The sequence below is a fragment of the Pseudoalteromonas aquimarina genome (assembly GCF_049257255.1).
In the GTDB taxonomy this organism is placed as follows: domain Bacteria; phylum Pseudomonadota; class Gammaproteobacteria; order Enterobacterales; family Alteromonadaceae; genus Pseudoalteromonas.
This window is the reverse complement of record NZ_JBMMUG010000002.1, coordinates 66,282-92,880: the sequence shown is the minus strand read 5'-3', so window position 1 is coordinate 92,880 and position 26,599 is coordinate 66,282. Positions and strand designations below refer to the sequence as shown.

The following is a 26,599-nucleotide window of genomic DNA, read 5'->3' as shown; positions in this document are numbered from 1 at the left end:
AAAAGTAGTAAGTAAACAATTAGGTGCATACCTCACTGGAGGATATTTTGGATAAAAACATGAAAATTCTTGTAGTTGACGACTTTTCAACGATGAGAAGAATCATTAAAAACCTGTTAAGAGATCTTGGTTTCACAAACGTACAAGAGGCGGACGATGGAAGTACTGCGTTGCCGATGTTACAAAATCAAGAATTTGACTTTGTAGTTACGGATTGGAACATGCCAGGTATGCAAGGTATTGACTTGTTACGTGCAATTCGCGCGGACGACAGCCTTAAACATATCCCTGTGCTAATGGTGACAGCAGAAGCTAAGAAAGAACAAATTATTGCTGCCGCACAAGCCGGTGTTAACGGGTACATTGTTAAGCCATTCACTGCAGCAACGCTAAAAACTAAGCTTGATAAAGTTTTTGAGCGTTTAGGCTAATTGGGAAGGAGAGGTTTATGTCAGCAAGTGCTGCGCCTCAAATTACCTTAGAACAAGCTAAACAGCTCGTTGCGTTTCTTGAAAATGGTGAACAACAACAAGCGCAAGAGCTGTTAAAGCAAGTTACGGCAATTGAGCAAGATGAATTATTTGGTGAGGTAGGAAAGCTAACTCGCCAACTGCATGATTCATTAAAAAACTTTCAATTAGATACTACGTTGTCGGCGTTAACAACCGAGTCCATCCCGGATGCTAAAGAGCGTCTTAATTATGTGATGGAAATGACAGAGCAAGCTGCAAATACAACTATGGATGCAGTTGAAGCTTCTTTGCCAATTGCCGATAAACTCCAAACTGGCCTCAATAACATTAAACCCAAATGGGATAAATTAATGACTCGAGACCTTAAGGTGGGAGAGTTTAAGGTATTGTGTCATGAGTTAAATGGCTTTATGGAAGAAGCAAAATCTAACTCGGATGAATTGAATAGTTTAATGACCGAAGTACTGATGGCTCAAGGGTATCAGGATTTAACTGGTCAAGTTATTCGACGCGTAATTGAGCTAGTGCGCGAGGTCGAAGAAAGTTTGATTCATATGTTGACGGTGTTTGGTACACCTGTTGAACATGCAGAATCACCTGAGACGACACTAAAACAAGAACAACAAATGGTTGCTGATGGTGAATTAGACCAAGTAGCTGAAGGCCCAATTATAAATGCTGAAGCACGTGAAGATGTGGTTTCAGGTCAAGATGAAGTAGACGATCTATTATCTAGTTTGGGCTTCTAATCGGAGAAAAATGCATGAGCTTTGATGTCGATGAAGATATTTTACAAGACTTTTTAGTCGAAGCCGGTGAAATCTTAGAGTTGCTCTCAGAACAGTTAGTTGAATTGGAAAATAATCCAGAAGATGCTGACCTACTGAATGCAATATTTAGGGGCTTTCATACCGTTAAAGGGGGAGCAGGTTTCCTCTCAATGACGGAATTGGTTGATGCCTGTCACGGTGCGGAAAATATTTTCGATGTATTACGCCAAGGCAAACGCAGAGTTACTGCTGAATTAATGGATGTGATTTTACAAGCACTTGATACCATTAATGAAATGTTTGGTCATATTCAAAATCGTGCTCAGCCCGATCCGGCTGATCCTCAGTTACTTGCCGAATTACACCGTTTAAGCCAACCAGAAAGCGCTGATGAAGTTCAAGCTGTTGTAGCTGAAGAACCAGTGCCAGTAGTAGAAGAAGCTGCACCTGAGGCAATCGAAGAAGATCCTTTTGGAGATATTTTATTTGATGCTGATGACACAAGTTCGTCTGACGGCTCAGGCAGTGTTGATGATATTACTGAAGAAGAATTTGAGAGTCTGCTTGATGAACTCCATGGTTCCGGAAACGGCCCTGCAGCTACATCGAGTCCAGATTCAGCAACTTCAGACTCTGATGAAATTACAGACGACGAATTTGAAAGTCTATTAGATGAGTTGCACGGTGCTGGCTCGTTTGGAGGTGCTGCTGAAGCATCTAGTTCGGCACCAACTAATGAAGTTGAAACGCCAGCTACACCAGCGCCTGTTGCAGCGAGTGGTGACGATGAAGACATTACCGAAGACGAGTTTGAAGCATTACTTGATGAACTTCACGGTAAAGGTAGTGCGCCAAAAGCCAGTGGAAATTCATTCAATACTGAGGCAATAGCAACACCTGTTGAGTCAAAACCAACACCTCCACCTCAGCAAGCAAAACCAGAACCAGCAAAGCCTGTTGCTGCTCCAGCGCCAGCTACGCCTGCAAAACCAGCAGCAAGTGCACCAGCACCTGCAGCTAATAAGGCGCCAGCAAAACCGACTGCTCCGCCAGCGGAAACAACTGTTCGTGTAGACACTAAACGCCTTGACCAGATAATGAACATGGTAGGCGAACTTGTACTTGTGCGTAACCGTTTAGTTAGCTTAGGTGCTAATGTAAGCAACGAAAGTATGGGCAAGGCGATTTCTAATTTAGATGTGGTTACGGCTGATCTACAAGGTGCGGTGATGAAAACCCGCATGCAGCCAATCAAAAAAGTATTTGGTCGTTTCCCTCGCGTTGTTCGTGACTTAGCACGAAGCTTGAAAAAAGAAATTAATTTGCAATTAGTTGGTGAAGAGACTGATTTAGATAAAAATTTAGTTGAAGCACTTGCTGACCCACTTGTTCACTTAGTTCGAAACTCAGTGGATCACGGTATTGAAATGCCAAATGACCGTGAAGCTGCAGGTAAACCGAGAACAGGTACTGTAACTTTGTCAGCCTCTCAAGAAGGCGACCATATTTTGCTTACTATCGAAGATGATGGTGCAGGTATGGATGCAGAAAAATTAAAGAGCATTGCTATCAGCAAAGGTGTGATTGACGCTGATCAGGCGGCGAGACTTTCTAACACTGAAGCTTATAATTTAATTTTTGCCCCTGGTTTTTCAACAAAAGAAGAAATCTCAGATATTTCAGGCCGTGGTGTGGGTATGGATGTGGTTAAAACCAAGATCACCCAACTTAACGGTACTGTGAATATTGAATCTGAGAAAGGCAAAGGCACAGTACTTGAAATTAAAGTACCACTAACCTTAGCAATTCTTCCAACCTTAATGGTGGTGGTTGGCCAACAAACCTTCGCATTACCACTGGCTGGTGTGAATGAAATTTTCCACTTAGATTTAACTAAAACAAATTTAGTTGACGGCCAACTTACTATTATCGTTCGCGATAAAGCAATACCTTTATTCTACCTAGAAAAATGGTTACTTCGTAATCCTCGTACCGAACAAAAACGTTCACAAGGACATGTTGTTATTGTGCAACTTGGCACTCAACAAATGGGCTTTGTGGTAGATTCACTAATTGGTCAGGAAGAAGTGGTTATTAAGCCATTAGATGCGCTTTTACAAGGTACGCCTGGTATGGCTGGTGCAACGATTACTTCAGACGGCGGTATTGCGCTCATTCTGGATGTTCCGAGCTTGTTAAAGCACTATGCAGGCCAAGGTCGCAATAAAAAGTAAGTGAGCATTTAATGACAATTAGGGTATTAGTTGTAGATGATTCAAGCTTCTTTCGCCGTCGCGTTAGCGAGATTTTGAATCAAGATCCCAACATTGAAGTGATTGGCACTGCAAATAATGGCAAAGAAGCGGTTGAAAAGGCCGCTGAATTAAAGCCATCAGTCATTACAATGGATATTGAAATGCCGGTACTTGATGGTATTAGCGCTGTTAAGCAGATTATGCAGCAAACACCAACGCCAATTTTAATGTTTTCTTCCTTAACACATGACGGTGCTAGTGCAACCCTTGATGCCCTAGATGCTGGTGCTTTAGACTTTTTACCGAAAAAATTTGAAGATATTGCGCGCGATAAAGAAGAAGCAACTCAAGTTTTACAACAAAAAGTTAAAGAGATTGGTCGTCGTCGAGTAGGTGGCTTTCGAGCTCAAAGGGCAATAACTCCCAGTATCAGCACAACGAGGCCTACTACTGAAAGAGCATCTTCCTCAACTCTTCGCCAGCCTGATAGAACATTCTCGGCAAGAACGCCAGTATCAGATGCACGCTCTGTAACGTCATCAGAAAGGCCTAAAGCGTCTGGTAAAAAATATAAATTAATGGCAATTGGCACCTCTACAGGGGGACCTGTCGCTTTACAAAAAGTACTGACTCAATTACCCGCTAATTTTCCTCACCCAATATTGCTAATACAGCATATGCCGGGTGCGTTTACACCTGCGTTTGCACAGCGTTTAGATACCTTATGTAAAATAAGCGTAAAAGAAGCTGAAAATGGGGATTTACTAAAACCTGGAGTCGCTTATTTAGCGCCTGGTGGTAAACAAATGTTAGTTGAGGGACGAGGTGGTAGTCAAAAGCTACGAATTTATGAAGATGACAGTGCTCGCGTAACTTATAAGCCAAGTGTGGATATTACTTTTGCAAGTGCAGCAAAAAGTTTTGGCGACGGTGTTCTTGCAATTGTACTTACTGGTATGGGTGCCGACGGCAGAGACGGAGCACGTTTACTTAAGCAGGCCGGTTCAAAAATTTGGGCGCAAGATGAAGCAAGTTGTGTTGTTTATGGTATGCCTCAAGCGGTTGCCAGTGCAGGCTTAAGCGAGAAAAGTATTGCACTTGAAGACGTTGCAAAACACATCAATACGGAAATAGGTTGTGGATAAACTTGCCATTTTTGGCGCCATTTTAGCGTTTGTAGCAATTGCACTTGGTTACACTATTGAAGGTGGTGTACTGGGTAATTTATTTGATTTATCAGCATTTATTATAGTATTTGGTGGTACGCTTGGTGCAGTGATGTTACAAGCTACTAAGTACCAATTTACCACCGCTATCAAGATGTTACCTTGGGTGTTTAAACCACCAATGCATGATTTTCAAAAAGGCATTGAACAGGTAAAAAATTGGGCGGCGAAAGTCCGTCATGATGGCTATCTTTCGCTTGAAAATTTAGCCATAGATGAGAAAGACTATTTTGTCTCTAAGGGCTTGAATTTGCTTGTTGATGGCAGTGATGAACAACAATTTTTTGACACTATGGAAAATGAAATTTTGCAAAGACGTCATGCCCTTCACGAATCCAGCCAAGTGTATCATGCAATGGGTGGATACAGCCCAACACTTGGAATATTAGGTGCTGTACTTGGTTTAATTCAGGCAATGAATTTTATACAACAACCGGATATGTTAGGTGCAGGTATTGCAACCGCATTCGTTGCGACAATTTACGGTGTCGGTTTTGCAAACCTAATTTATATTCCGATAGCTAATAAACTAGCAAATTTAGTTGATGAGCATTGTCGTTACCATCAAATGCTTGCAGAGGGAATGTATTGCATTTTACAAGGCGATTCGCCTAATTTGATTGAACAAAAGTTATCGGCGTATTTAATCGAAAAAAATAATAATTCGTTGTTTCGGTAACCTTTATGGCGCGGTTTAAGCAATTAAAAAAACCAGAACATAACGATAGCAGCCACAGATGGTTAGTCTCATATGCCGATTATATGACTCTGATGTTTGCTTTGTTTGTGGTGATGTATGCCATGGCGATCATTGAAGAAGAAAAATTCTCAGTGTTATCTGATACCATTTCTCATGTTTTTAAATCTAACGATAAGTTTGTTAAAGCTGATGGTACGGGTGTAACTGGCGAAGGTTTATTAAATAGTAACGAACCTAATGTTGATAGTAATTTGCATGGTATTAGTATTGTAAATGAAGAGAAGGGACCTGAGATTGTCGATGGGCGTGGAGAGCTTAGCAACCTTGCACAAAAATATTTAGGTCAGCCTCTTGATTCATTAGAAGAGGAACTCAAAATGGCCATTTCTGATGAGTTAGAAACAGGGCAAGCCCATCTAGAAAAGGATATGGATTGGCTTACAATTGAATTAAGTTCAAGCTTATTATTTGCCAGTGGCAGTGCTGTTGCTACAGAACGTGCCAGAGATGTACTAAGGTCATTGTTGCCAATTTTAACAGCGAATCGTAACTATTTAAGAATTCGTGGCTATACAGATAATTTACCTATCAACAATGAGGTTTTTCGCTCTAATTGGCATTTGTCTGTTGCACGAGCAACAGAGGTACTTGTGTGGTTGGAGTATCTTGGTGTGACTTCTGCCAGAATGGCGATTGAAGGGTATGGGCAGCATTCACCGTTTAGCGATAATGACACAGAAGAAGGTCGTCAGCAAAATCGTAAGGTTGTGATTGCTATTTCGAAATATGCACTGCCTGAAAATGACCTAGCTGAATCACAAAATGCATCGGTTAGTAATACAGAATTACAAATTGAAAAATTAAAGCAACAAGCAACTCAAGACGATACAGTTAAGGTAATCCAATTGCCAAATGGCGGGATCCGCATTACAACCAGAGAACAAGAACAACAATAGGTACTGAATTGAAAATTTGGACGGTAGCAAACCAAAAAGGTGGTGTAGGTAAAACCACCACAACAGTGACCTTGGGAGGCTTACTTGCTTCGCGAGGAAAGCGTGTTTTGCTGATAGATACCGACCCACATGCATCCTTGACCTATTATTTCGGTATTGATTCTGAAGAGCTAGAAGTTAGCGTATTTGATATTTTTACACGTGGCAAAGCAATGGCTCGGGAAGAAATTTTGCAGTCTTTATGTCCTTCAGGCGTTGATAACTTAGATATTCTTCCAGCGACCATGGCCATTGCCACTCTCGATAGAAGCCTTGGTAAAAAAAGCGGTATGGGGCTTATTTTACGTAATGCCCTTGATAAAATAAGTGATGAATATGATATTGCAATTCTCGATTGCCCGCCTGTGCTTGGGGTGCTGATGGTGAATGCCCTTGCTGCATGTAATCGCGTTTTAATTCCTGTGCAAACAGAGTTTTTAGCCCTTAAAGGCTTAGATCGCATGATGCGAACCATGGAGTTAATGCAAAGTTCGCAGAATAAATCTTATAACTTCACCATTGTGCCAACCATGTATGATAAACGCACAAAAGCCTCTTTAGAAGCGTATAAAAAGTTACGCGCTTTATATGGTGAGAAAGTCTGGCCTGGTGTTGTGCCAGTAGATACTAAGTTAAGAGATGCAAGTCTTGCTATGCAAGCGCCTCATCAATACTGCCCTAAATCGCGAGGGGTATTTGCATACACGTCATTGCTTGAGCACTTAGAAGGGGCAAGGGATGACTAAGCAGTTATTTGCTAATGAAAAGGTCATGAAACAATATTTAGATGCGCTGTTACAAGAAGAGTCATCTGAAAATATTGTTAGTCCTGTTGAAAATCTATTAAGCGATGTTGAAGTTAAAGCGGCAGAGCATCAAAAGTCAATTGCGCAACCTATTAAAGCACCGCTAGCACATGCTAAGCCCATTATTGAAGAAGTTACTAGTAGCGAATTCGTCGAAGCGGTTGAAGTTGCATTACCACCACTTCGTACTCAAGATGAGAGCTTTAATGCCGATGAATTCCAAGCACTTTATTTTGAAGTTGCAGGCTTAACACTTGCGGTTCCACTTAAATCTCTTGGTGGAATTTATCAATTAGGTGAAATAAATCAACTGTTTGGCAAGCCAGACTGGTTTAAAGGTGTAATGTTGCACCGTGAAGAAAAACTCAATGTTGTTGATTCAGCGCGTTGGGTAATGCCAGAAAAATATAACAAAAAGTTAGAAGAAGCGCTAAACTATCAGTATCTTATAATGTTAGGTGAATCTAACTGGGGGCTGTTAGCCGAGCGTTTAATCGATAATGTTAGTTTATCGCACCAAGATATTAAATGGCGTGATAAAGCTGGCCGCAGGCCATGGCTTGCTGGATTAATTAAAGAGAAAATGTGTGCTTTAATTAATGTATCGGCAATGACTGAATTGTTAGATCAAGGTTTAGATAGCCAAGACGATAATGTCTAATGCAATATCGTTAAGTTAGTCGCAGTTAACACATATCCACATTGGATAGGAGCTAAAAAATGAGTGAAGAAAGAGTTCTTTCGTCAAATGCAGCCGACGTGAATGATGAAGTTTTGCAATGGGTGACGTTTCACTTAGGAGATGAAACGTACGGTATCAATGTAATGCAAGTACAAGAAGTACTGCGTTATAGTGAAATTGCTCCGGTACCGGGTGCTCCTGTTTATGTACTGGGTATTATCAACTTACGCGGTAACGTTGTAACGGTTATTGATACACGCACACGTTTTGGCTTAAACAGTGCTGAAGTTACCGATAATTCACGTATTGTGATTATTGAAGCAGAAAAACAAGTGATTGGTATTTTGGTTGATAGCGTTGCCGAAGTAGTTTACCTACGCAGTTCAGAAATTGACAGTGCGCCAAACATCGGTACAGAAGAAAGTGCGAAATTTATTCAAGGTGTTTCTAACCGTGATGGTGAGTTACTAATCTTAGTTGATTTGAATAAGTTACTAAGCGATGAAGAGTGGGATGAGCTAAGTAATTTCTAATGATTTGGCAGATTATCTCGATAGTTGCTCTGTGTGTTGCAATTTGTGCCTGCATGATTGCGTTTAGCGCTTTGTCACGCTTAAAGCAGGTACAAAAAACACACAAAGACAGCGAGTCACAATTAGTAAAACAACAAACAATTAATAAAAATGAAATAGAAGAAATCCGTTCAGGTTTACTTAAAATTGGTAAACATGTAATGGAGCTACAATCAGAAGCACAAGAGCTAAAGCAAAAACAGCAAGATATTCAACTTGCTGATCCAGAATCAAAAATTTACTCTCGTGCAGTTAAGATGATTGAGTTAGGCGCTGACATCGAGGAAGTTATTCGCGAATGTGAATTACCGCGAGCAGAAGCCGAACTACTTTTTACGCTTCACCAAAAAGAAGGGTAACATGCCAAATTAAAGCCTAGTGATTAGACCGAAAAGGTCAAAATTTTCTAGGCTTTTACATCCAATTTGTTATGTAACGCCTGCCACCCAGGTGGAAATTTCCCTTGCAATACATAAGAAAAAGCAATCAATTCAGCAATCACATAATACAGCTCTTCAGGGATCTGCTGACCAATTTCTAGGTTAGCTAAGCTGGTTGCTAATGCCTCATCTTGATGCAATAAAATATCGTTGTCTTTTGCATACTGAATAATGTGCTCAGCTAGCTCACCGAAGCCCTTACTGCTCACTTCAGGTGCGCCTTGACCATCATAAAAAAGGCCTATTGCTGATTTTTGTGTCGTCATATTAAACCTTAATATTAACTATGCCAGAGCGGGTCTTAAGCTGATGCTGTTCAGTTAAGTTAAACTCGCTGCTTAAAATTTCAATACCATGCTGCGTTAACTTTTGTTCAAGTAACTGTGCTTGCGTTTTTGCTTTGTTTATTAATGCTGCACTGTCAGAGCTAAAATTTAGTGCTAACTGCTGTTTATTAAGCTCTGCTCCAATATTTAAAATGTTATTCTCAATTTCAAATGCCAAGTTTATATGCCAAATAGAAACAACCTCACCATTACTCATTTTACGCTGTTCTTGCTCGATGGTAATTGGCGTCGTGGTAAGTTTTTCTGTTTGTTGTTGGGGTAACGCAAACTGGATATTTACTAAGGGCTGTTCGGTATTTGAGGCTTGCTGTGAACTTGACTGAAAAGTGCCTTGTAAGTTTTTTTGCAGTGACGTTAAGTTGTCACTTAAGCTTTTTTGCAAAGCAGCCGGCAATGCTAACTGCCCTTTAGGTGACTTACTTTCTTTTTTATTGTGTAATCCCTTTGTTAAGCTGAGCAATAATGGCAATAAATTTTCTAACTTTCCTTGCTGTTCGCTCACGAGATTGTTTTGTTGTAATAAACCATTTGCGGCAAGGGAAATCTTAGCGTGTTCAATTATACCAATGGGTGTTTGAAGTGAGTCTATTTGTGTAATGTGTGCTGGTGCAATGATTGATTTTATTTGCATCACAACGGGTTGCAAGGCTGTTGACTCATTTACCATCCTACTGAAGGCTGAATTAACCAATTTGCTTAATGCTTCGGGCAATAGAGGAGATGCTGCTGTTTTATTAAGTTGTGACGCTAAGGTATGCAAAGGGTTTTGCTTTGCAATTGCTTCTAACGATAATTGGGTTGGTTTTGCTAGATCGACATTGGCTTTAACGCTAGTCGTTATATCTCCTTTTGAATTACCAGTGTCTTGTTGTTGTAGTAAAGCCGCTCTAACTGGTCTGCTATAAACTGCTGCTTTTTGCTGGCTTTCGGAATTTGCTGTTAATAATGGTAATTTTGAAGGTGTAACGTCTTGCTTTGTAGAAGTAGGATCAGCTATTTGTACAGAGTTTGTCATATCAAGCTTTGGTAAATTTACACTCCCTTTAGTTGCATGATTTAGCGTGATACTTCGTTCAAACAAAACGGCTTTAATACTTGCTAACATTGGTGCTAAAACCGATTGGCTAAAGCTTTTTTGCGTCGCAGTCACACTATTTATGATTGGCAGTTCTTTTACTGCTAATTGAGGCGCAGAAATCAATTCTCGCGGCGCAACTTTTAATGGGGCTTGAGAGGTGTTGAGCGCTACCTTAAATATTTGCGATGGTAGATTTAATACTGCTTTATCACCTAAGTTATTAAGATTAAATGTAAGCTTTTGATTTGTGATAACTTGGGGTGTATTTGTTAGTAATACATGACTGTTATTAATACTAAGTGCAGGTGTTTTCTTCGCATCAAACTGTAAAAGAGGTGATTGCAGTTTTACAAGCTCAATTGCCTTTTTAATTGGTAAAACTTGTGACTGCACCGGTTGGCTGTGCTTATCAAGTTTAATATTTAAACTTAATTGCTCGCGTTTGTTTTCAACTTCAATAATTGCCGGCTGCTGATGCTTTACTAAGCTTGCAAGACTTTTAGGCAATTCGGCTGATATTGCTACATGATTTGCTTTTACCAACAAATGCTTATCTAAATTTGTAATTTGCGATGGTATTGCAAACTTGCCTTGCGTTGTTTCTGCACTATTCGTTGCAAGCTTTAAAAGTTGAAAAATAACTTGATGTGGCAACTTAATATTCTGTTTTGGCAGATTTATTAGAAGTTCACTCAAGTTTGTTGTCACTGAGAGTTGTGCTTTATCTGTTTGCAATTGCAGTGGTTGAGAAGGGATCGTCAATTCAACCAGTTTGGGTGTTAATTGTGAAAGCGTGAAAGACAATTTATTGTCAGTTACCACGAGATTAGTAACGTTCACAGTCTCCTTCATTAATGCGCTAATAAGTTGTTGGCTTGCTTTAGGCGGTAAATTCAGTTGTTGTAAAAGTTGTTGTAGCTGTTTTACCTGCGTTAATTGGCTTTGCGTAAGTTGAGATAACGCGCTTTGCTCAAGCTCATTACTTGGGGTAGATACAATATTTAGCAGAGATTGGATATCTGTCATCTGTTTTAAATCAAGCTATTGCCAATTTCTCTTGTCGAGGAGATTACGTTTTACAATACCATTATGTTAGACTAATGCCCAATTTTAGGTCGAGAGATAGTTAAACTTGTTAAAAGTAGATTCAATTTGCTGCGTTCGGCAAGATAGATGTTTGTTTGAAGATCTCTCTTTTGAATTACATCAAGGGCAAATTGTCCAGTTAGAAGGGCAAAATGGTGCAGGTAAAACCTCGCTATTACGTATTTTAGCTGGTTTTGTACGTGCTGAATCTGGCAAAGTAATGTGGCAAGGTGTGGATATTGCTAAAGACAATTTACAATTTGCTTGCGACACACTATATATTGGCCATAAAACTGGCGTTAATGGGCAATTAACCGCACTTGAAAATCTGGCTTTTTGGCTAGAAACTCATGGTTTAGAAACACAACAAGATCTTCTCGATGTACTGGCGCAATTAGGTCTAGTTGGCCTTGAAGATGTGCCAGTCCGTTTACTTTCGGCTGGGCAACAACGCCGTGTTGCACTTGCACGCCTTTGGCTTAACAAAGCAAAGCTTTGGATGCTAGATGAACCCTTTACTGCGGTCGATAAAAAAGGTGTTGTACTGTTACAACAACAATTCAAAAAACATTTAGCACAAGGTGGCGCGATTATTTTAACAAGTCACCAAGACCTTACAGAACATTTCCCAGAGCTGTCGCGCTTAGTACTGGAGTACCGTTTCTAAATGAAAACTCACGATTCTTACTGGCGCTTATTTTCAAGTATTTATAAAAAAGACCTTACGTTAGCATTTCGTCAGCGCTCAGAAATCATTAATCCTGTTTTATTTTTTATTATTGTGATTACTTTATTTCCGTTAGGGGTTGGGCCTGAGCCTAATCTATTAGCGCGCATGGCACCTGGCATAATTTGGGTAGCTGCATTGCTCTCTACCATGTTAGGTTTAGATAAAATGTTCCGTGATGATTACGTGGATGGTACGTTAGAGCAAATGATGCTGAGTCCATTCCCGACATCATTAACTGTGTTGGCGAAGATAGCGGCACATTGGACTGTAACTGGGTTACCTTTGGTTTTAATGACCCCTATGTTTGCTTTACTGCTAAACCTAGAAAGTGAAGCGTTAACTGCCACCTTGTTAACGCTACTGATTGGTACACCGTTATTAAGCCTAATCGGGGCGATAGGTGCGGCGTTAACGGTAGGGTTACAAAAGGGGGGAGTACTACTTAGCTTGTTAGTATTGCCACTGTATATTCCAGTATTAATTTTTGCGACATCCGCTATCGACGCGGGGGCGATGTCGCTTGACTACTCTGGTCAATTAGCCATATTAGGGGCGCTTCTTGCGGGTGCAAGTGTATTGGCGCCATTTGCCGTTTCATCATCTTTAAAAGTGAGTGTGAGTTAGTTATGTGGAAGTGGTTACATCCATATGCGAAAGCAGAAAAAGCCTATCAAGTATGTAATACCTTGATGCCGTATTTTGCCGTAGTTGCTGTGATTGGTTTAATTGTTGGCTGGACATGGGGCCTTGCGTATGCGCCGGCTGACTATCAACAAAAAGACAGTTATCGAATTATCTTTATCCATGTTCCTGCTGCAATTTTGTCAATGGGGGCTTACACCTCAATGGCGATTACCGCATTTATTGCGATGGTGTGGCAGATCCGAAATGCTGAATTGGCCGTAATTGCTATTGCGCCAGTGGGTGCAGCGGTTGCAGCAATTGCGTTAATCACTGGTGCTGCATGGGGTAAACCTATGTGGGGTACATGGTGGGTATGGGATGCACGCTTAACCACCATGCTGATTTTACTGTTTTTATATATTGGTGTGATTGCGCTTTACTACGCTTTTGAAGATAAAGGTGCAGCAGGTCGTGCATCATGTATCTTAGCCATGGTCGGTGTGGTTAATGTGCCAATTATTCATTACTCAGTTGAGTGGTGGAATACTTTGCACCAAGGCTCAACAATTACCAAGTTTGATGGTTCAGCAATTGATAGCAGCATGCTATATCCATTGCTTATTAATATTTTGGCATTTGCATGCTTAATGGCTGTTATCGTGCTAATGCGTTTAAAAAATGAAATTTTAGAAAGAGAAAAGCACCGCCCCTGGGTGCGTAATTTAGTGAGTGGAGGTAAAAATGCAGTTTAACTCGCTTTCAGAATTTTTCGCTATGGGTGGCTATGGCTTTTATGTCTGGCTCTCATATGGGGCATGTGCAGTGATTTTATTAGGTATTTTTATATCAAGTAAGCGCACTCACGGCAAAATTTTAGAAGATGTAAAATCGCAAATTGCGCGCGAAGCACGTATTAAAAAGGCGAAGGAGCAGGGGCTGTGAATCCAAGACGTAAAAAACGAATGTTTACCATTATTGCGGTGCTTTTGGGTATTGGCTCGGCAATAGGCCTAACGCTTTACGCGTTACAAGAAAACATCAACCTATTTTATACTCCATCCGAGCTAATTGATGGTAAAGGGCCTAATAAAGAGAAGCCATTTATCGGTCAAAAACTGCGCATTGGCGGTATGGTTGTGCCAGGCTCAGTTGTGCGCAATGAAGAATCGTTAGATGTAGAGTTTAAACTGATTGATACCGGTCCATTAGTAACCATTCGTTATCACGGTATTTTACCGGACTTATTCCGTGAAGGTCAGGGTATTGTTGCACAGGGTGTGCTAATTGAACCAAATGTAATTGAAGCATTTGAAGTGTTAGCAAAGCATGATGAAGAATACATGCCTGCTGATGTTGCTGAAGCAGTAAAAGGAATTAAACACGAAAAACCAAAATATAATCTAAATAACGGCGGTTACTAATTATGATTGCTGAATTAGGTTATTTATCGTTAACGCTAGCGCTAGCGTTTGCGATATTACTCAGTGTTTATCCTATGTATGGTGCTGTTAAAGGTAATTTACGCCTAATGCAAAGTGCACCATCGTTTGCATTAGCGCAGTTTATTTTTACAGCGCTTTCATTTGGTATCTTAATTTACGTTACCTTAATTGATGATTTTACAGTGGCATATGTGGCGAGCCACAGCAGTACTAAATTACCTTGGTATTACAAAGTTACCTCTACCTGGGGTGGTCACGAAGGTGCTGTATTGCTTTGGGTGCTTATGCAAACAGGCTGGACTGCTATAGTGGCATTTGCCTCTAAATCATTGCCATGGCAGTTGCGCGCGCGCGTACTGTCGATCTTAGGCTTCCTTGGCCTTGGTTTTATTCTCTATACGCTTCTGATGTCGAGTCCATTTGAGCGTTTATTACCTTACTACCCAATTGAAGGTCATGATTTAAATCCATTGTTACAAGATCCAGGCATGATTATTCACCCGCCATTATTGTATATGGGTTATGTAGGTTTATCGGTGTCGTTCGCATTTGCGATTGCGGCGCTTTTAATGGGTAAGTTAGATAACACTTGGGCAAAATGGTCACGTCCTTGGACTATGGCCGCGTGGTTATTCTTAACCCTTGGTATTACAATTGGTTCTTGGTGGGCTTATGCCGAGCTTGGATGGGGCGGTTGGTGGTTCTGGGATCCAGTTGAAAATGCATCACTAATGCCATGGCTCGTAGCAACTGCACTTATTCACTCACTTGCGGTAACTGAAAAGCGTGGTGTGTTTAAGTCGTGGACGGTGTTACTAGCAATTGCTGCGTTCTCACTCACACTGCTTGGTACATTTATTGTGCGCTCGGGTATTATTGTATCGGTACACGCCTTTACCACTGATCCAGGTCGTGGTTCATTTATCTTATCTTTCCTTGCTATCGTTGTAGGCGGAAGCTTATTACTTTATGGCTTAAGAGCAGGCACAGTTGAATCAACATCACGTTATAAACTGTTCTCTCGCGAAGTGGCCCTTTGGTTAAACAACTTATTGCTATGTGTTGCGACGCTCATCGTACTTCTTGGTACATTACTTCCTATGGTGCACAAAGAACTCGGCATGGGAACAATTTCCATTGGTGTGCCTTTCTTTAATCAAATGTTCTTCTATTTGCTAGTGCCATTTTCGCTGTTACTTGGCTTAGGGCCAATGCTGCGCTGGAAACAAAACCAGTATTCACATTTGATGAAAAAATTAATTGGCGCGTTAGTTGTGACAACGGTAATTACGTTTGCTTGGCTTTACTCAAGTTATGAAAATGTTTCAACCACAACTCTTGTCGGTGTCTTTTTTGCACTTTGGGTTTGTTTAACTGGTGCTATCGACTTACTTGAAAAATTAAGTAAAGAGGGTGCTTCAATCGCAAAATTGGGTAACAGTTTTTGGGCAATGCACACAGCGCATTTAGGCTTTGCTTGTGTTGTGCTCGGCGTAACATTAACGTCTGCTTACTCGGTTGAAAAACAAGTGAAAATGAACCCTGGTGAGCAAGTACAATTGAACGATTATAGCTACCGCTTTGAGGGTGTAAAAGCGATTGTAGGCCCTAACTACAAGGGTCATGCAGGCGTTGTTACTGTATTTAAAGATAACCAGAAAGTCACTGAGCTCTATGCAGAAAAGCGTCAATACGATGTGGGCATGCAAGTGATGACGGAAGCAGCAATCGATGCCAAATTAAGCCGTGACTTATACCTTGCCCTTGGTGAGCAACTAAGCAATGGTGCCTGGGCGTTACGTATTTATGAAAAACCGTTTGTACGCTGGATGTGGTTAGGTGGTTTCCTAATGGCCTTTGCTGGCTTATTTATGATGTTAGATAAGCGTTACCGCCGTAAAACAGCTTTAGCTGCTGACGTAAAAGGAGTGACTGCATGAAAAACAAAAGTTTAATGTTGGTCCCTTTTATTATTTTTGCAGTTTTATGCGTATTTTTACTGAAAGGTTTATTTGGTAATCCAAAGGAAATTGAAACAGGGCGTTTGGGTCACACTATGCCTGCGTTTAATTTACCGGATTTAATGGATGAAAATAAACGTTGGACTGAAAAAGACTTACTTGGTGAAGTGTATTTATTGAATGTGTGGGGCACTTGGTGCCCGACATGTTTAATTGAACTACCTTATCTAACAAAGCTTCGCGGCCAAGGTGTTAAAATCATCGGGTTGTATTATGAGCAAAACTATGATGCTGATTTTGGCGACGTGTTTGACTTGCCTGCATTACAACGTGAGGTTAAGGGCATGTTGTCACGCACCGGTGATCCGTACCAGTTTAACATTTTAGATCTTAATCGTACCCTCGCGTTAGACCTAGGCGTTTCAGGTGCACCAGAGCATTTCTTAGTGGATAAAGACGGTAAGATTATCCTGCATCACACCGGTGATATTAATGAACGAGTATGGCGTGCTAAATTTGCACCTAAGTTATTAGAGCTCCAGTAATGAAGAAGTTTTTAATTGTGTTATTAACGATTTTCTCGGCACATTTATTTGCTGCAGAAAATCAATATCAGTTTAACAGTGCTCAAGAAGAGCAGTTGTTTCGTGAGCTAACGGCTGAGCTGCGTTGCCCTAAATGTCAAAACCAGAATATTGCCGATTCGGATGCGGTTGTGGCTAAAGATTTACGTGAAAAAGTTCTGCAGTTGGTGCAAGAAGGGAATGATAAAGACCAAGTTGTTGACTATATGATTGACCGCTATGGTTATTTTGTTCACTACAAACCACCTGTAACACCGCTCACGTTATTACTTTGGGTATTACCATTGGGTTTCGTTTTTCTCGGTTTTGTTTTTATTTTGTTTAAGCAAAAGAAACAGGCGAAAAACAGCGCACAGTGGAGCGATAGTGATGAGCAAAAACTGGCAAAACTTATTGCTAAGTATAAGGAACCAGCATGATTACGTCGTTTTATTTTTATGCTGCAACCCTTATAGTAGTTGGTTTGTTTTTCGTGGTTTTTCCATTCACACGTAAAGAAAAAGCAATTAAAACTAACCCAAATGCTAATGCTTTACGCATTTCTGATTATGAATCGCGACTCGAAGAGCTATCGCAAGAAGTCGATACAGGCAAACTTAGCGAAGAAGCTTATAACATTGCAGTAATCGAGCAAAAACAAGCGCTGTTACAGGAATTAGCACCTGAGCAACAGCTGAATCAGCGCGGAAATCGTTCGGTAATAGCATTAACTGCTAGCTTGTTCACCGTGACTTTTTGTGTCGTGTTTTACTTGATGACAGGTAGCTTTAATTTACTTACACAATGGCAAGAAGCAAAAGATAACTTACCAGAGCTAGGTAAACGTGCTGTTTTACAGCAGGGTGAACCACTGTCTAATAACGAAATGCAAGAGCTTGCTTTAGGACTTCGCACTAAACTTGCTGAGCAAGGTGATGATGAAATGGCATGGCTTTTATTAGGCCGTATTATGCTGATGTTAAATGATTTTGAATCAGCAAATATGTCATTTGAGAAAGCCATCGCGATGAACCCTAAAAATGTGAATGCATTGGTGAGTAAAGCGCAGGTATTAATGTTAGAAGGATCTGAGCTTTCAATTAGTAAGGCTGCAAAAGTAGTATCTAATGTACTTAAAATTGAACCTAGTAACTCAGATGCACTTTCGATGTTGGCATTAATTGCCTATGAGCGTGGTGATTGGCAACAGTCGCTAGCAGCTTTTGAGCTTATTCTAGGGCGTATGTCAGAAACTAACCCAAGTTATGCGATGTTGAGTGCCCGTGTTGAAGAGCTAAAAGCTAAAGTAGCTCAAGAAACTAACACTTCTAAACAAAATTCACTTGGACAAGGCCTTGCTGTCACGGTAAATATTACACTTGCTGATGAACTGAAAGATAAATTGCCACGTAATGGTGTGTTATTTGTTTTTGCAAAAGCAGAAGTTGGCCCGCCAATGCCATTGGCTGTTGTAAAGCAGGCAAATTGGCAGTTGCCTTTGCAAGTCACTTTATCTGAAAGTGATGCAATGGTAGCAGGCATGACGTTTGCTGAGTTTAAGCGTGTTAAAGTTGTCGCACGAATTAGTAATGACGATAAGGTTGATACGCAAGCTGGCGAACTTGAAGGGCAGACTAACGGTTTCGATATCGAACAAGTCAATCAAGTAGAATTAACAATTGATACATTACTCTAAGTTATAATAGGGATTCTGAGTGCTTAATCAAAAATGCCAAATGATCATCACCTTGATAGTGGTATGGGGTTGCCTACTGCTAACAGGGTGTGCACAGGTGCCGCCTGAAAAGGAAGACGCACGTGACCCACTGCAGTCAATCAACAGACCAATTTATGATTTTAATATGGATGTGCTTGATGCATATGTGTTAAGGCCTGTTGCAGTCGGTTATAGCAAAATTACGCCGCAACCTGTTCGTAATGGTTTAGTTAATGCAACCAACAACCTTGATGCACCTATTGATGCGACAAACTCCTTATTACAAGGCAAGGTGTCTAATTCAGGTGTGAATGTTGCGCGTTTTTTGGTGAACTCAACAGTAGGTCTGTTTGGAATTTTTGATGTTGCCTCAGAAATTGGTTTGGTAGAAGAAACAGAAGACTTTGGCCAAACCTTAGGTGTTTGGGGGGCAGGCAATGGTGCATACTTAATGTTCCCGGCTTATGGTCCAAGCACGGTGCGAAATATGTCAGGTGATATGGTAGATGCCTTTGTGTTACCGAGTTTAACGCTCGGTACGCCCGTGACCATTGGTAAGTGGGTAATTAAGGTGTTAGAAGCGCGTGCATCACTTATCCCGCAAGAGGCATTATTAAACGAGTCACTCGACCCGTATTTATTTATGAAAGACATTTATTTGCAGCGTCAGCTTTACGAGCTATATGATGGTAACCCACCGTTACCTCAAAAAGAAAAGACGCAAGAAGAAACTGCGAATGATGACTTTTTTGAAAACTTATAGTTTAAACTTTGATATAAAAAAACCGACGTTAACGTCGGTTTTTTTATTGAAAAGTAATTTAATTATTTACTCATCGCATCCATTTGGATATTTGCCCACTGCAGAGCGTCGTGGTAAGCCGTTGGAATTTCATCAGCGTTGAGCTTTAGCTGCGCTTGAATGTCATTTGCTTCATTCCATTTTGCTTTCTCATAGGCTTCTACTAAGCCTAAGTACTCGGCAAGACGTCCTTCACGTTTTAGAATTGCGAGCTTAATCTCTTCAGACAGCGGAAGCTTTTCTAAAATAGACTCCATTGACTGATCTAGAATACCGTCGATAAGCGATAGCATGCCGGTTAAGAATGCCTTTGATGATTCTTGATATTGGCCTGCTTGCTCTGAAAGTAGTTCAGCAAACTTTGCTCTGGTTAAACATAAACGCATTAACTCAGGTGGCTTGTCCGAGGCAACTTGTGCTGTGAATAGTACTGATAAAAAGCGTTTTAATTCTTCAACACCCAAAACAACCAGTGCTTGCTTGATGGTGCTTATTTCAGCGCGGCGTTTAAAGGCTGCTGAGTTTGAATAACGCAGAAGCTTGTATGATAAATTTACATCGCGCTCAAAAACTTCTGTCACTTTCTTTAAGTCCATTTCAGGGCTTGATGTTTGATAAAGTAGCTCTGCAAGCGTCATTTCGTTAGGCGCTAAAGCACGGCTTTGCACAACTTCTGGCTTAGCAAAGAAGAAGCCTTGGAAGTAGTGAAAACCAAGTTCCATCGCTTGTTCAAATTGCTCTGGCGTTTCTACTTTTTCTGCAAGAAATTGAATACTTGGGAAGTCTTTAGTTTGTTCGATAATTTCTTTGATTTGCTCAATTGAAGTATCGAGCCAGTCAATTTTAATGATGTCGACAAAAGGATAAAAGTGACGCCAAACAGGTGCATGTTTATAGTCATCAAGAGCAATGGTATAGCCCATTTCTTTTAATTCTTTTACTGCAGCTAGTAAACGTTTACCAGGTTGCACGGTCTCTAAAATTTCGACAACAACTTCTTTGGTGCCTAAGGTTTTTGCATAACCCTTAACTAATGTTTCAAGCGTAAAGTTGATAAATGCGGGTTTATCTCCCGTCATATCTTCTAGCCCAAGGCTTAGCTGGCTTCCTTCAATAAGGCGCGAAGTTGCTTCGTCTTCATTAATATTAGGAAAAACATTTTCTAAACTGTCTCTAAAGAGTAGCTCATAGCCAATTAATTCTTTATTACGGTTTAAGATAGGCTGTCTCGCTGCATAAAAATACATAAAAGCAGAGGTCCTGTGTGTTGTCTTGTGTTTTTTTATGATCTGAATATAGGATAATTGAGTGTGTATTTCACCTACTTTTGGTTATTTTTTCGTAGGTGAATTAATTTGACGCACTACCAATTGCTTTTATCGCAAGAAATAAACAAATCAAAGTAATGTTTTGATATAGTGAAATATTATGACATCTCGCATTCATTGAGAAAATGCGAATAAAGTACCAAGTTGGGTATGTGGGAGAGTTACTTTGGAGTTTGGCACCATTTTTTCGTTAGGGCTATATTTTGTAGTCATGTTGGGCATAGGCTTTTATGCCTATAAAAAATCGACCAGCGATGTATCAGGTTATATGCTTGGAGGGCGTAATCTAAGTCCAAGTGTTACTGCTTTATCTGCAGGCGCATCTGATATGAGTGGCTGGATGCTGATGGGCCTACCTGGCGCAATGTATTTATCGGGTTTAAGCAGTGCCTGGATTGGCATTGGTTTAATTATTGGTGCTTACCTTAACTATTTAATTGTAGCGCCGCGCCTTCGCAGCTATACCGAGCTTGCCAACGATTCGATTACCTTACCGGACTTTTTTGAAAACCGTTTTAATGATGATAAACGCATTTTGCGTGTAATTTCATCCTTGGTAATTATTGTTTTCTTTACATTATATACATCATCAGGTGTTGTGGCTGGCGGCAAGCTGTTTGAATCAAGCTTTGGTATGAGCTATGAGTTAGGTTTGTATGTCACAGCAGGCGTAGTTGTGGTTTATACATTGTTTGGTGGCTTTTTAGCGGTAAGCCTGACCGATTTTGTTCAAGGCTGTATTATGTTTTTGGCACTTGTGCTGGTGCCGCTAGTGGTGCTTACTGAAGTTGGTGGATTATCAAATGCGGTGACAACAGTCGAGCAGCTAAATCCAACTTTATTGAGCTTTCTATCTGGAGTATCTGTGTTAGGTGTGATTTCTGCAATGGCATGGGGCTTAGGTTATTTTGGTCAACCACATATTATTGTACGCTTTATGGCGATTCGCTCAGTTAAAGACTTACCAATTGCCAGACGTATCGGCATGAGCTGGATGATTGTTTCATTGATTGGTGCGTTAGCTACTGGCTTTGTTGGTGTTGTCTATGTGAATCAAACGGGCACCGAATTAAAAGACGCTGAAACCATCTTTATTTTACTATCACAAGTATTGTTTCACCCATTGATTGCTGGCTTTTTATTGGCTGCAATTTTAGCTGCAATTATGAGTACGATTTCATCGCAATTATTAGTAACATCAAGCTCATTAACAGAAGACATTTATAAAGCATTTTTTAACCAGCAAGCCTCTCAAGCAACGTTAGTATTGGTTGGACGTATTTCGGTATTAGTTGTTGCTTTACTAGCTATTTTCCTTGCATATGACCGAGACAGTTCTATTTTAAGCTTAGTGAGTAACGCTTGGGCAGGTTTTGGTGCGGCATTTGGACCTGTTGTGATTCTCAGCCTTTATTGGTCTCGCATGACAAAGCAAGGTGCTCTTGCTGGGATTATCTCAGGAGCAGCGACTGTATTGCTTTGGATTTACTTGCCAATCACTGTAAACGGTGAGAGTTTAAGCAGTTTAATGTATGAAATTGTTCCAGGTTTTGTTATTGCGAGTATTGCAATTGTAGTTGTCAGTAAACTATCAAGTGAACCAAGCGAAGAGCAAATAGCACTGTTTAATCGGGTACGTAATAGCTAGTATAAAACAGCAACAAGTTTGAAGGATTATTGGGCATGAAAAGTGTGATGTGGCGTTGTGTGCTTATTTGTTTAATGATGTTTATTGGCTCTGCAATTGCAGAGCCAAAAAACGAAGTAACAGTAAAGGATTTACTTGAGCAAGAAGAAGCAGGGCAACAAGTACAACCAACAAAAGAGTTAAATGCATTTGTAGGTTGGGATACTCTTGGGCGCGAAACGCCACGCACCAGTATGCAAGGATTCTTAACTGCAGCTCGTCAGTTGGACTACCAAAGTGCTTCGGACTACCTTGATTTTAGAAATTTGCCGTTTACAGTGGCTGACGATCAAAAAGCCGAAATAGCCCGCCAACTCCATGTCAGTTTGGACAGAGCGCTGTGGATTGATATTGATGGTCTTTCAGCTGATTTACTCGGGAAATTACCGGAAAATGTACCTGATTATCGTGATTTAGTGGGCACGATTGATACACCTGAAGGCACAGTGCCAGTTTTATTACAGCGTGTTCCAAGTAGCGATAATAAACGCATTTGGAAAATTTCAAATGCAACGGTCGCGAAAGTACCCCTGTTAGATAAGTATTATGGCTACAGCGAAATAGGCGAATGGTTATCAATGCATCTGCCTAATTATCGTTTTATGGGTGTGATGCTTTGGCAATGGCTTTATTTTGCCGTAATGTTTGCTATTTATATCGTTGCGGTGTGCCTAGCTTATTGGTTAATAAGCAAAATAGCGCAATTAGCAAATTTAAAATTAGCTTATTACCTCAATTTCTTGTACGGCCCTCTTAGCTTTTTAACGGCTACGATTTTAACCCGTAACTTTTCTGACTCATCTAATGTCACCTTTGCAGTGAAAGCAGTTGCTGAAGCTTCCACCATTTTGATTTTAGCTTGGCTGTGGTTTTTATGGCGAGTTGTTGAATTATCTAAAAGTAAGTTATCTGAAAAGCTGATTGCTCAAGGTAAAAAACACGCTACATATTTACTACGCCCTGCGGCCAATGTTTTAAAAACCTTGCTGGTAATAGCGGCTATATTAATTTGGTTGGAAAACTTAGGTTTTAGTGCAACGACCATTATGGCTGGTTTAGGTATTGGTGGTTTGGCCGTTGCTTTAGCGGCACAAAAGTCTGTTGAAAATCTAATAGGTGCGATTACCTTATATTCGTCCACGCCGGTAAAAGTAGGTAACTTATGTCGTATCGGTAAATTTGTAGGCACGGTAGAGGAAATAGGCCTTCGTGCAACACGTGTTCGTACCATTGAGCGTACGGTAGTGTATATTGCCAATGCTAAGTTTATCGATATGGAGATTGAGAATTTTTCCGAGCGTGAAAAAATGGCATTTAGACCGAATTTATTGCTTGAAATGCCTGAGTCGAATGAACAATTAACAGAGTTTAATGCCGCTCTCAAAGTGCTGCTCGAACAGCATGAATTAATTGATGAAAGCCCTTGCCGTGTTTATTTTAAGGGTTTTAGCCCATTTGCTGTTGAGTTGTATGTATTGTCTTATATTACAACCACAGATTTTGAAACCTATCTGCAAGTAAGTGATGCACTTCACTTCGAAATCATGAATTTATTACATCAACATAAACTAAAATTGGCTGCTCCCGAATTGTTACAAGCTTAATAATGTAAACTGTTTGTAACTTGGTTGCGGCCATTTGTCCTTTCTTTAAATATAGTTTTTTAGACTTTTTTTGCTATTTTGCTGCTAAAAGATGAAAAAAAGATCACTTAGGCTATATTTCATATTCGATCTACTGAAACTTTTCAAGGGCATATGTCCTTTTGAAAAGGTGGCGATTTGTATTATTTTTGCCGCAAATGGATAAGGGTGTAAACAACATGTTAACCGCTGGGTTGGCTGTTGCGGCGCTGTTCAACCCGCAGTATTAAGTACTCGTATTGAAGGGTCCGCGTTTTAACGTGAAAAGTTGAACTTCGCCATTCACTTTAAAAGGATACAAGCATGATTTTGACACTACGGATGACAACAAAGTAGGTCAAATCAAACGTTTTATTTTGAGTGCACAAGGTTTTAAACCACCATGAAATATCTACAAAAGTCCAAGCTAGCTAAATTAATTCAAGGCTCACTATTTTCTTCTTTAGTTGTATCAGGTGCAGCATTTGCACAAGACGAAGAAGCAGGTGCTGCGTCATCTCAACTAGAAGTAATCCAAGTAACTGCACGTAAGCGTGTTGAAAATGCTCAGGAAATTCCTGTAGCTGTATCAGCCCTTCAAGGTGATAACCTAGATGCGTACAGCTCTGCTGGTATGGATATTCGTTTTATGAATGCGAAAATTCCAAGTTTATCAGTTGAGTCTTCATTTGGTCGTACTTTCCCACGTTTTTATGTGCGTGGTTTAGGTAACACTGACTTCGATTTAAACGCATCTCAGCCTGTATCGTTAGTAGTAGACGACGTTGTACAAGAGAACCCAATTTTAAAAGGTTTCCCTGTTTTTGATATCGAACGTATCGAAGTACTTCGTGGTCCGCAAGGTACGCTGTTTGGACGTAACACGCCTGCTGGTCTTGTAAAGTTTGACTCAGTAAAGCCTTCACAGGAATTTGATGCATATACATCACTTTCTTACGGTACGCGTGGCGCAATGGATTTTGAAGGTGCTGTAGGTACAGGCCTTACTGATAACATCTCAATGCGTGTTTCGACCCTTTGGCAAGAAAAAGATAACTACATCGATACAGTAGCACCTGGTGCTGAACAAAAAGATGTTTTAGGTGGTTACAGCGAAAAAGCAGCACGTGTTCAGTTCCTTTATGAAGGTAACGACTTCACTGGTCTTTTAAACCTACGCTACCGCGACCTTGATGGTGAGCCAATTGTTTTCTACGGCAACCTAATGGATGTGGGCTCAAACAAAATTCGCGCAGGTTGGAAAGATGATGTTGTTCATCACGATGCAGCGAAAAATGCAACGCAACAAGTTGAAACACAGGGCGTTAGCTTAAAACTTGAGTGGGACTTAAACGATCATACAATCACAAGCATTTCAGCTTGGGACAGCGCAGAAATTTATTCTCGTGCTGACGTAGATGGTGGTTACGGTTGTGGTTTCTGTGGCATGGAAACTGGCCATGGTTTTATTCCGTTTTCAGCAGAAAGTGCGGATGCTATTCCTGATCATGACCAAATCACGCAAGAACTTCGCCTATCAAGTAACTTTAGCGGCGATGTAAACTACCAAGTAGGTGTGTTCTACTTTGATGAAGATTTAACAATCGAGAGCTTCAGCTACGATACGTTAGCAAATGGTGTACAAAACGGTTATGCGGTACAGAACCAGCAAACGAAAGCATGGGCATTATTCGGCTCTGTTGATTACACTGTTAGCGACGATTTAAAAGTAACAGCTGGTCTTCGTTATTCAGATGATGATAAAGACTTTGTTGCTGAGCGTATTCAAGGTCCATTCGGTTCAGGTACTGCAATGGGCACAGCAAACCCAAGTGACGAACACGTTTCATGGGACCTATCTGCAACTTATAAATTAACAGATGATGTTAACTTATTTGCTCGTGCTGCAAACAGCTTCCGTGCACCAAGTATTCAGGGTCGTATCTTATTTGGTAATGAAGTAACAGTTGCTGAATCTGAAACAATTAACTCTATTGAAGCGGGTATTAAGTCAGATGTATTAGATGGCCGTGGCCGTTTAAACATGACGGTATTCTACTATCAGATGGACGATCAGCAATTAACAGCGGTAGGTGGTGACTCTAACTTCAACCGTTTATTAAATGCTGATAAAACAACTGGCTACGGCTTTGAAATGGACTCTGAGTGGGTACTTGCAGACAACTTCTTTGCAACATTTAACTTAAGTTACAACAACACTGAGCTTGATGACGAGACATTATATCTACCAGGTTGTTTCGGCTGTACAATCACAGATCCTATGGTTGAAGGCAAAGGCTACAGCATCGATGGGAACAGCTTACCACATGCGCCAGAGTGGATTGCTAACTTCACGTTACGTTACAGCAAAGAAATCGGCGATGGTGAATTCTTCGCATACACTGATTGGTCATACCGCAGTGAAATCGATTTCTTCCTTTACCACTCGGTTGAGTTTACAGGTGAAGCATTATTCGAAGGCGGCTTACGTACAGGTTATAACTGGGCGTCTGGTGACAACGAATATGAAATTGCAGCGTTTGCACGTAACTTAACTGACGAGCGCGTTGTGATTGGCGGTGTTGATTTCAATAACAACACAGGTATTGTGAATGAAGGTCGCTTTGTAGGCATCGAGCTTAAAGCAAAATTCTTCTAATAATACTTTGCAAGAATATAAAAAGCCCATCATT

26 protein-coding genes are annotated in these 26,599 nt (G+C 40.6%); 23 read left to right on the top strand and 3 right to left on the bottom strand.

Annotation, left to right across the window (positions count from 1 at the left end; all coding sequences use genetic code 11):
• Positions 1-47: 47 nt before the first annotated feature.
• Genes cheY through AAEU29_RS05225 form a run of 10 tightly spaced genes read left to right on the top strand, consistent with a single transcriptional unit; the run spans position 48 to position 8,838 of the window.
• On the top strand, positions 48-431 hold the full coding sequence (gene cheY, locus AAEU29_RS05270) for a chemotaxis response regulator CheY (RefSeq protein WP_010560568.1): 384 nt from the start codon (positions 48-50) through the stop codon (positions 429-431).
• A gap of 17 nt (positions 432-448) precedes the next feature.
• Positions 449-1,222 (top strand): protein phosphatase CheZ, encoded by a 774-nt coding sequence (locus AAEU29_RS05265; RefSeq protein ID WP_421972371.1) that lies wholly within the window; start codon positions 449-451, stop codon positions 1,220-1,222.
• A gap of 14 nt (positions 1,223-1,236) precedes the next feature.
• Entirely contained in the window at positions 1,237-3,477 is a 2,241-nt protein-coding gene (locus AAEU29_RS05260) for a chemotaxis protein CheA (RefSeq protein WP_421972370.1), read from the top strand.
• A gap of 11 nt (positions 3,478-3,488) precedes the next feature.
• The gene (locus AAEU29_RS05255; RefSeq protein ID WP_421972369.1) at positions 3,489-4,643 is read left to right on the top strand and encodes a protein-glutamate methylesterase/protein-glutamine glutaminase; all 1,155 of its coding nucleotides are present in this window, start codon (positions 3,489-3,491) and stop codon (positions 4,641-4,643) included.
• Positions 4,636-5,403, top strand: coding sequence for a flagellar motor protein (locus AAEU29_RS05250; protein WP_421972368.1), 768 nt, complete (start codon positions 4,636-4,638; stop codon positions 5,401-5,403). Before AAEU29_RS05255 ends, AAEU29_RS05250 begins: the two co-directional genes overlap by 8 nt.
• A 5-nt stretch (positions 5,404-5,408) precedes the next feature.
• Positions 5,409-6,380: a flagellar motor protein MotB gene (locus AAEU29_RS05245; protein ID WP_421972367.1), complete on the top strand. Its 972-nt coding sequence runs from the start codon at positions 5,409-5,411 to the stop codon at positions 6,378-6,380.
• 8 nt (positions 6,381-6,388) lie between these two features.
• Positions 6,389-7,165, top strand: coding sequence for a ParA family protein (locus AAEU29_RS05240; RefSeq protein ID WP_274760548.1), 777 nt, complete (start codon positions 6,389-6,391; stop codon positions 7,163-7,165).
• Positions 7,158-7,886 carry a chemotaxis protein CheW gene (locus AAEU29_RS05235; protein WP_421972366.1) on the top strand — a complete coding sequence of 243 codons (729 nt, stop codon included), beginning with the start codon at positions 7,158-7,160 and terminating at the stop codon, positions 7,884-7,886. Before AAEU29_RS05240 ends, AAEU29_RS05235 begins: the two co-directional genes overlap by 8 nt.
• Before the next feature lie 59 nt (positions 7,887-7,945).
• On the top strand, positions 7,946-8,440 hold the full coding sequence (locus AAEU29_RS05230; protein ID WP_274760546.1) for a chemotaxis protein CheW: 495 nt from the start codon (positions 7,946-7,948) through the stop codon (positions 8,438-8,440).
• The gene (locus tag AAEU29_RS05225; RefSeq protein ID WP_274760545.1) at positions 8,440-8,838 is read left to right on the top strand and encodes a DUF2802 domain-containing protein; all 399 of its coding nucleotides are present in this window, start codon (positions 8,440-8,442) and stop codon (positions 8,836-8,838) included. The genes AAEU29_RS05230 and AAEU29_RS05225 overlap by 1 nt, the downstream gene beginning before the upstream one ends.
• A gap of 47 nt (positions 8,839-8,885) precedes the next feature.
• On the opposite strand, the gene AAEU29_RS05220 is transcribed toward AAEU29_RS05225, so the two are convergent.
• Complete coding sequence (locus tag AAEU29_RS05220; RefSeq protein WP_372766090.1) at positions 8,886-9,185, bottom strand: EscU/YscU/HrcU family type III secretion system export apparatus switch protein; 300 nt, start codon at positions 9,183-9,185, stop codon at positions 8,886-8,888.
• A 1-nt stretch (position 9,186) separates the two neighbouring features.
• Entirely contained in the window at positions 9,187-11,370 is a 2,184-nt protein-coding gene (locus AAEU29_RS05215) for a hypothetical protein (RefSeq protein ID WP_421972365.1), read from the bottom strand.
• A 106-nt stretch (positions 11,371-11,476) separates the two neighbouring features.
• Between AAEU29_RS05215 and ccmA the strand changes: the two genes are divergently transcribed.
• Genes ccmA through AAEU29_RS05165 form a run of 10 tightly spaced genes read left to right on the top strand, consistent with a single transcriptional unit; the run spans position 11,477 to position 19,230 of the window.
• A complete protein-coding gene (gene ccmA / locus AAEU29_RS05210) occupies positions 11,477-12,097 on the top strand; it encodes a cytochrome c biogenesis heme-transporting ATPase CcmA (RefSeq protein ID WP_421972364.1) in 621 nt (206 codons plus the stop codon).
• A complete protein-coding gene (ccmB, locus tag AAEU29_RS05205) occupies positions 12,098-12,784 on the top strand; it encodes a heme exporter protein CcmB (protein WP_274760541.1) in 687 nt (228 codons plus the stop codon).
• A gap of 2 nt (positions 12,785-12,786) precedes the next feature.
• A complete protein-coding gene (locus AAEU29_RS05200) occupies positions 12,787-13,536 on the top strand; it encodes a heme ABC transporter permease (protein WP_421972363.1) in 750 nt (249 codons plus the stop codon).
• Positions 13,526-13,726 (top strand): heme exporter protein CcmD, encoded by a 201-nt coding sequence (gene ccmD, locus AAEU29_RS05195; RefSeq protein ID WP_010560553.1) that lies wholly within the window; start codon positions 13,526-13,528, stop codon positions 13,724-13,726. The genes AAEU29_RS05200 and ccmD overlap by 11 nt, the downstream gene beginning before the upstream one ends.
• Positions 13,723-14,205 (top strand): cytochrome c maturation protein CcmE, encoded by a 483-nt coding sequence (gene ccmE / locus AAEU29_RS05190; protein WP_372766100.1) that lies wholly within the window; start codon positions 13,723-13,725, stop codon positions 14,203-14,205. Before ccmD ends, ccmE begins: the two co-directional genes overlap by 4 nt.
• A 2-nt stretch (positions 14,206-14,207) precedes the next feature.
• Positions 14,208-16,166: a heme lyase CcmF/NrfE family subunit gene (locus AAEU29_RS05185; protein WP_421972362.1), complete on the top strand. Its 1,959-nt coding sequence runs from the start codon at positions 14,208-14,210 to the stop codon at positions 16,164-16,166.
• On the top strand, positions 16,163-16,732 hold the full coding sequence (locus tag AAEU29_RS05180) for a redoxin family protein (RefSeq protein ID WP_421972361.1): 570 nt from the start codon (positions 16,163-16,165) through the stop codon (positions 16,730-16,732). The genes AAEU29_RS05185 and AAEU29_RS05180 overlap by 4 nt, the downstream gene beginning before the upstream one ends.
• A complete protein-coding gene (locus AAEU29_RS05175; protein WP_274760536.1) occupies positions 16,732-17,190 on the top strand; it encodes a cytochrome c-type biogenesis protein in 459 nt (152 codons plus the stop codon). Before AAEU29_RS05180 ends, AAEU29_RS05175 begins: the two co-directional genes overlap by 1 nt.
• On the top strand, positions 17,187-18,446 hold the full coding sequence (ccmI, locus tag AAEU29_RS05170) for a c-type cytochrome biogenesis protein CcmI (protein ID WP_421972360.1): 1,260 nt from the start codon (positions 17,187-17,189) through the stop codon (positions 18,444-18,446). Before AAEU29_RS05175 ends, ccmI begins: the two co-directional genes overlap by 4 nt.
• Before the next feature lie 40 nt (positions 18,447-18,486).
• Positions 18,487-19,230, top strand: coding sequence for an MlaA family lipoprotein (locus AAEU29_RS05165; RefSeq protein WP_421972800.1), 744 nt, complete (start codon positions 18,487-18,489; stop codon positions 19,228-19,230).
• A gap of 62 nt (positions 19,231-19,292) precedes the next feature.
• Here the strand turns inward: AAEU29_RS05165 and AAEU29_RS05160 are convergent, their stop codons facing one another.
• Positions 19,293-20,516 (bottom strand): EAL and HDOD domain-containing protein, encoded by a 1,224-nt coding sequence (locus AAEU29_RS05160; protein WP_421972359.1) that lies wholly within the window; start codon positions 20,514-20,516, stop codon positions 19,293-19,295.
• A gap of 247 nt (positions 20,517-20,763) precedes the next feature.
• On the opposite strand from AAEU29_RS05160, the gene putP reads away from it, so the two are divergent.
• The 3 genes from putP to AAEU29_RS05145 all read left to right on the top strand — a co-directional run bounded on the left by putP (position 20,764) and on the right by AAEU29_RS05145 (position 26,565).
• On the top strand, positions 20,764-22,245 hold the full coding sequence (putP, locus tag AAEU29_RS05155) for a sodium/proline symporter PutP (RefSeq protein WP_421972358.1): 1,482 nt from the start codon (positions 20,764-20,766) through the stop codon (positions 22,243-22,245).
• A gap of 35 nt (positions 22,246-22,280) precedes the next feature.
• The gene (locus tag AAEU29_RS05150) at positions 22,281-23,888 is read left to right on the top strand and encodes a mechanosensitive ion channel family protein (protein ID WP_421972357.1); all 1,608 of its coding nucleotides are present in this window, start codon (positions 22,281-22,283) and stop codon (positions 23,886-23,888) included.
• Positions 23,889-24,309: 421 nt separating this feature from the next.
• A complete protein-coding gene (locus AAEU29_RS05145) occupies positions 24,310-26,565 on the top strand; it encodes a TonB-dependent receptor (protein ID WP_421972356.1) in 2,256 nt (751 codons plus the stop codon).
• Positions 26,566-26,599: the final 34 nt, after the last annotated feature.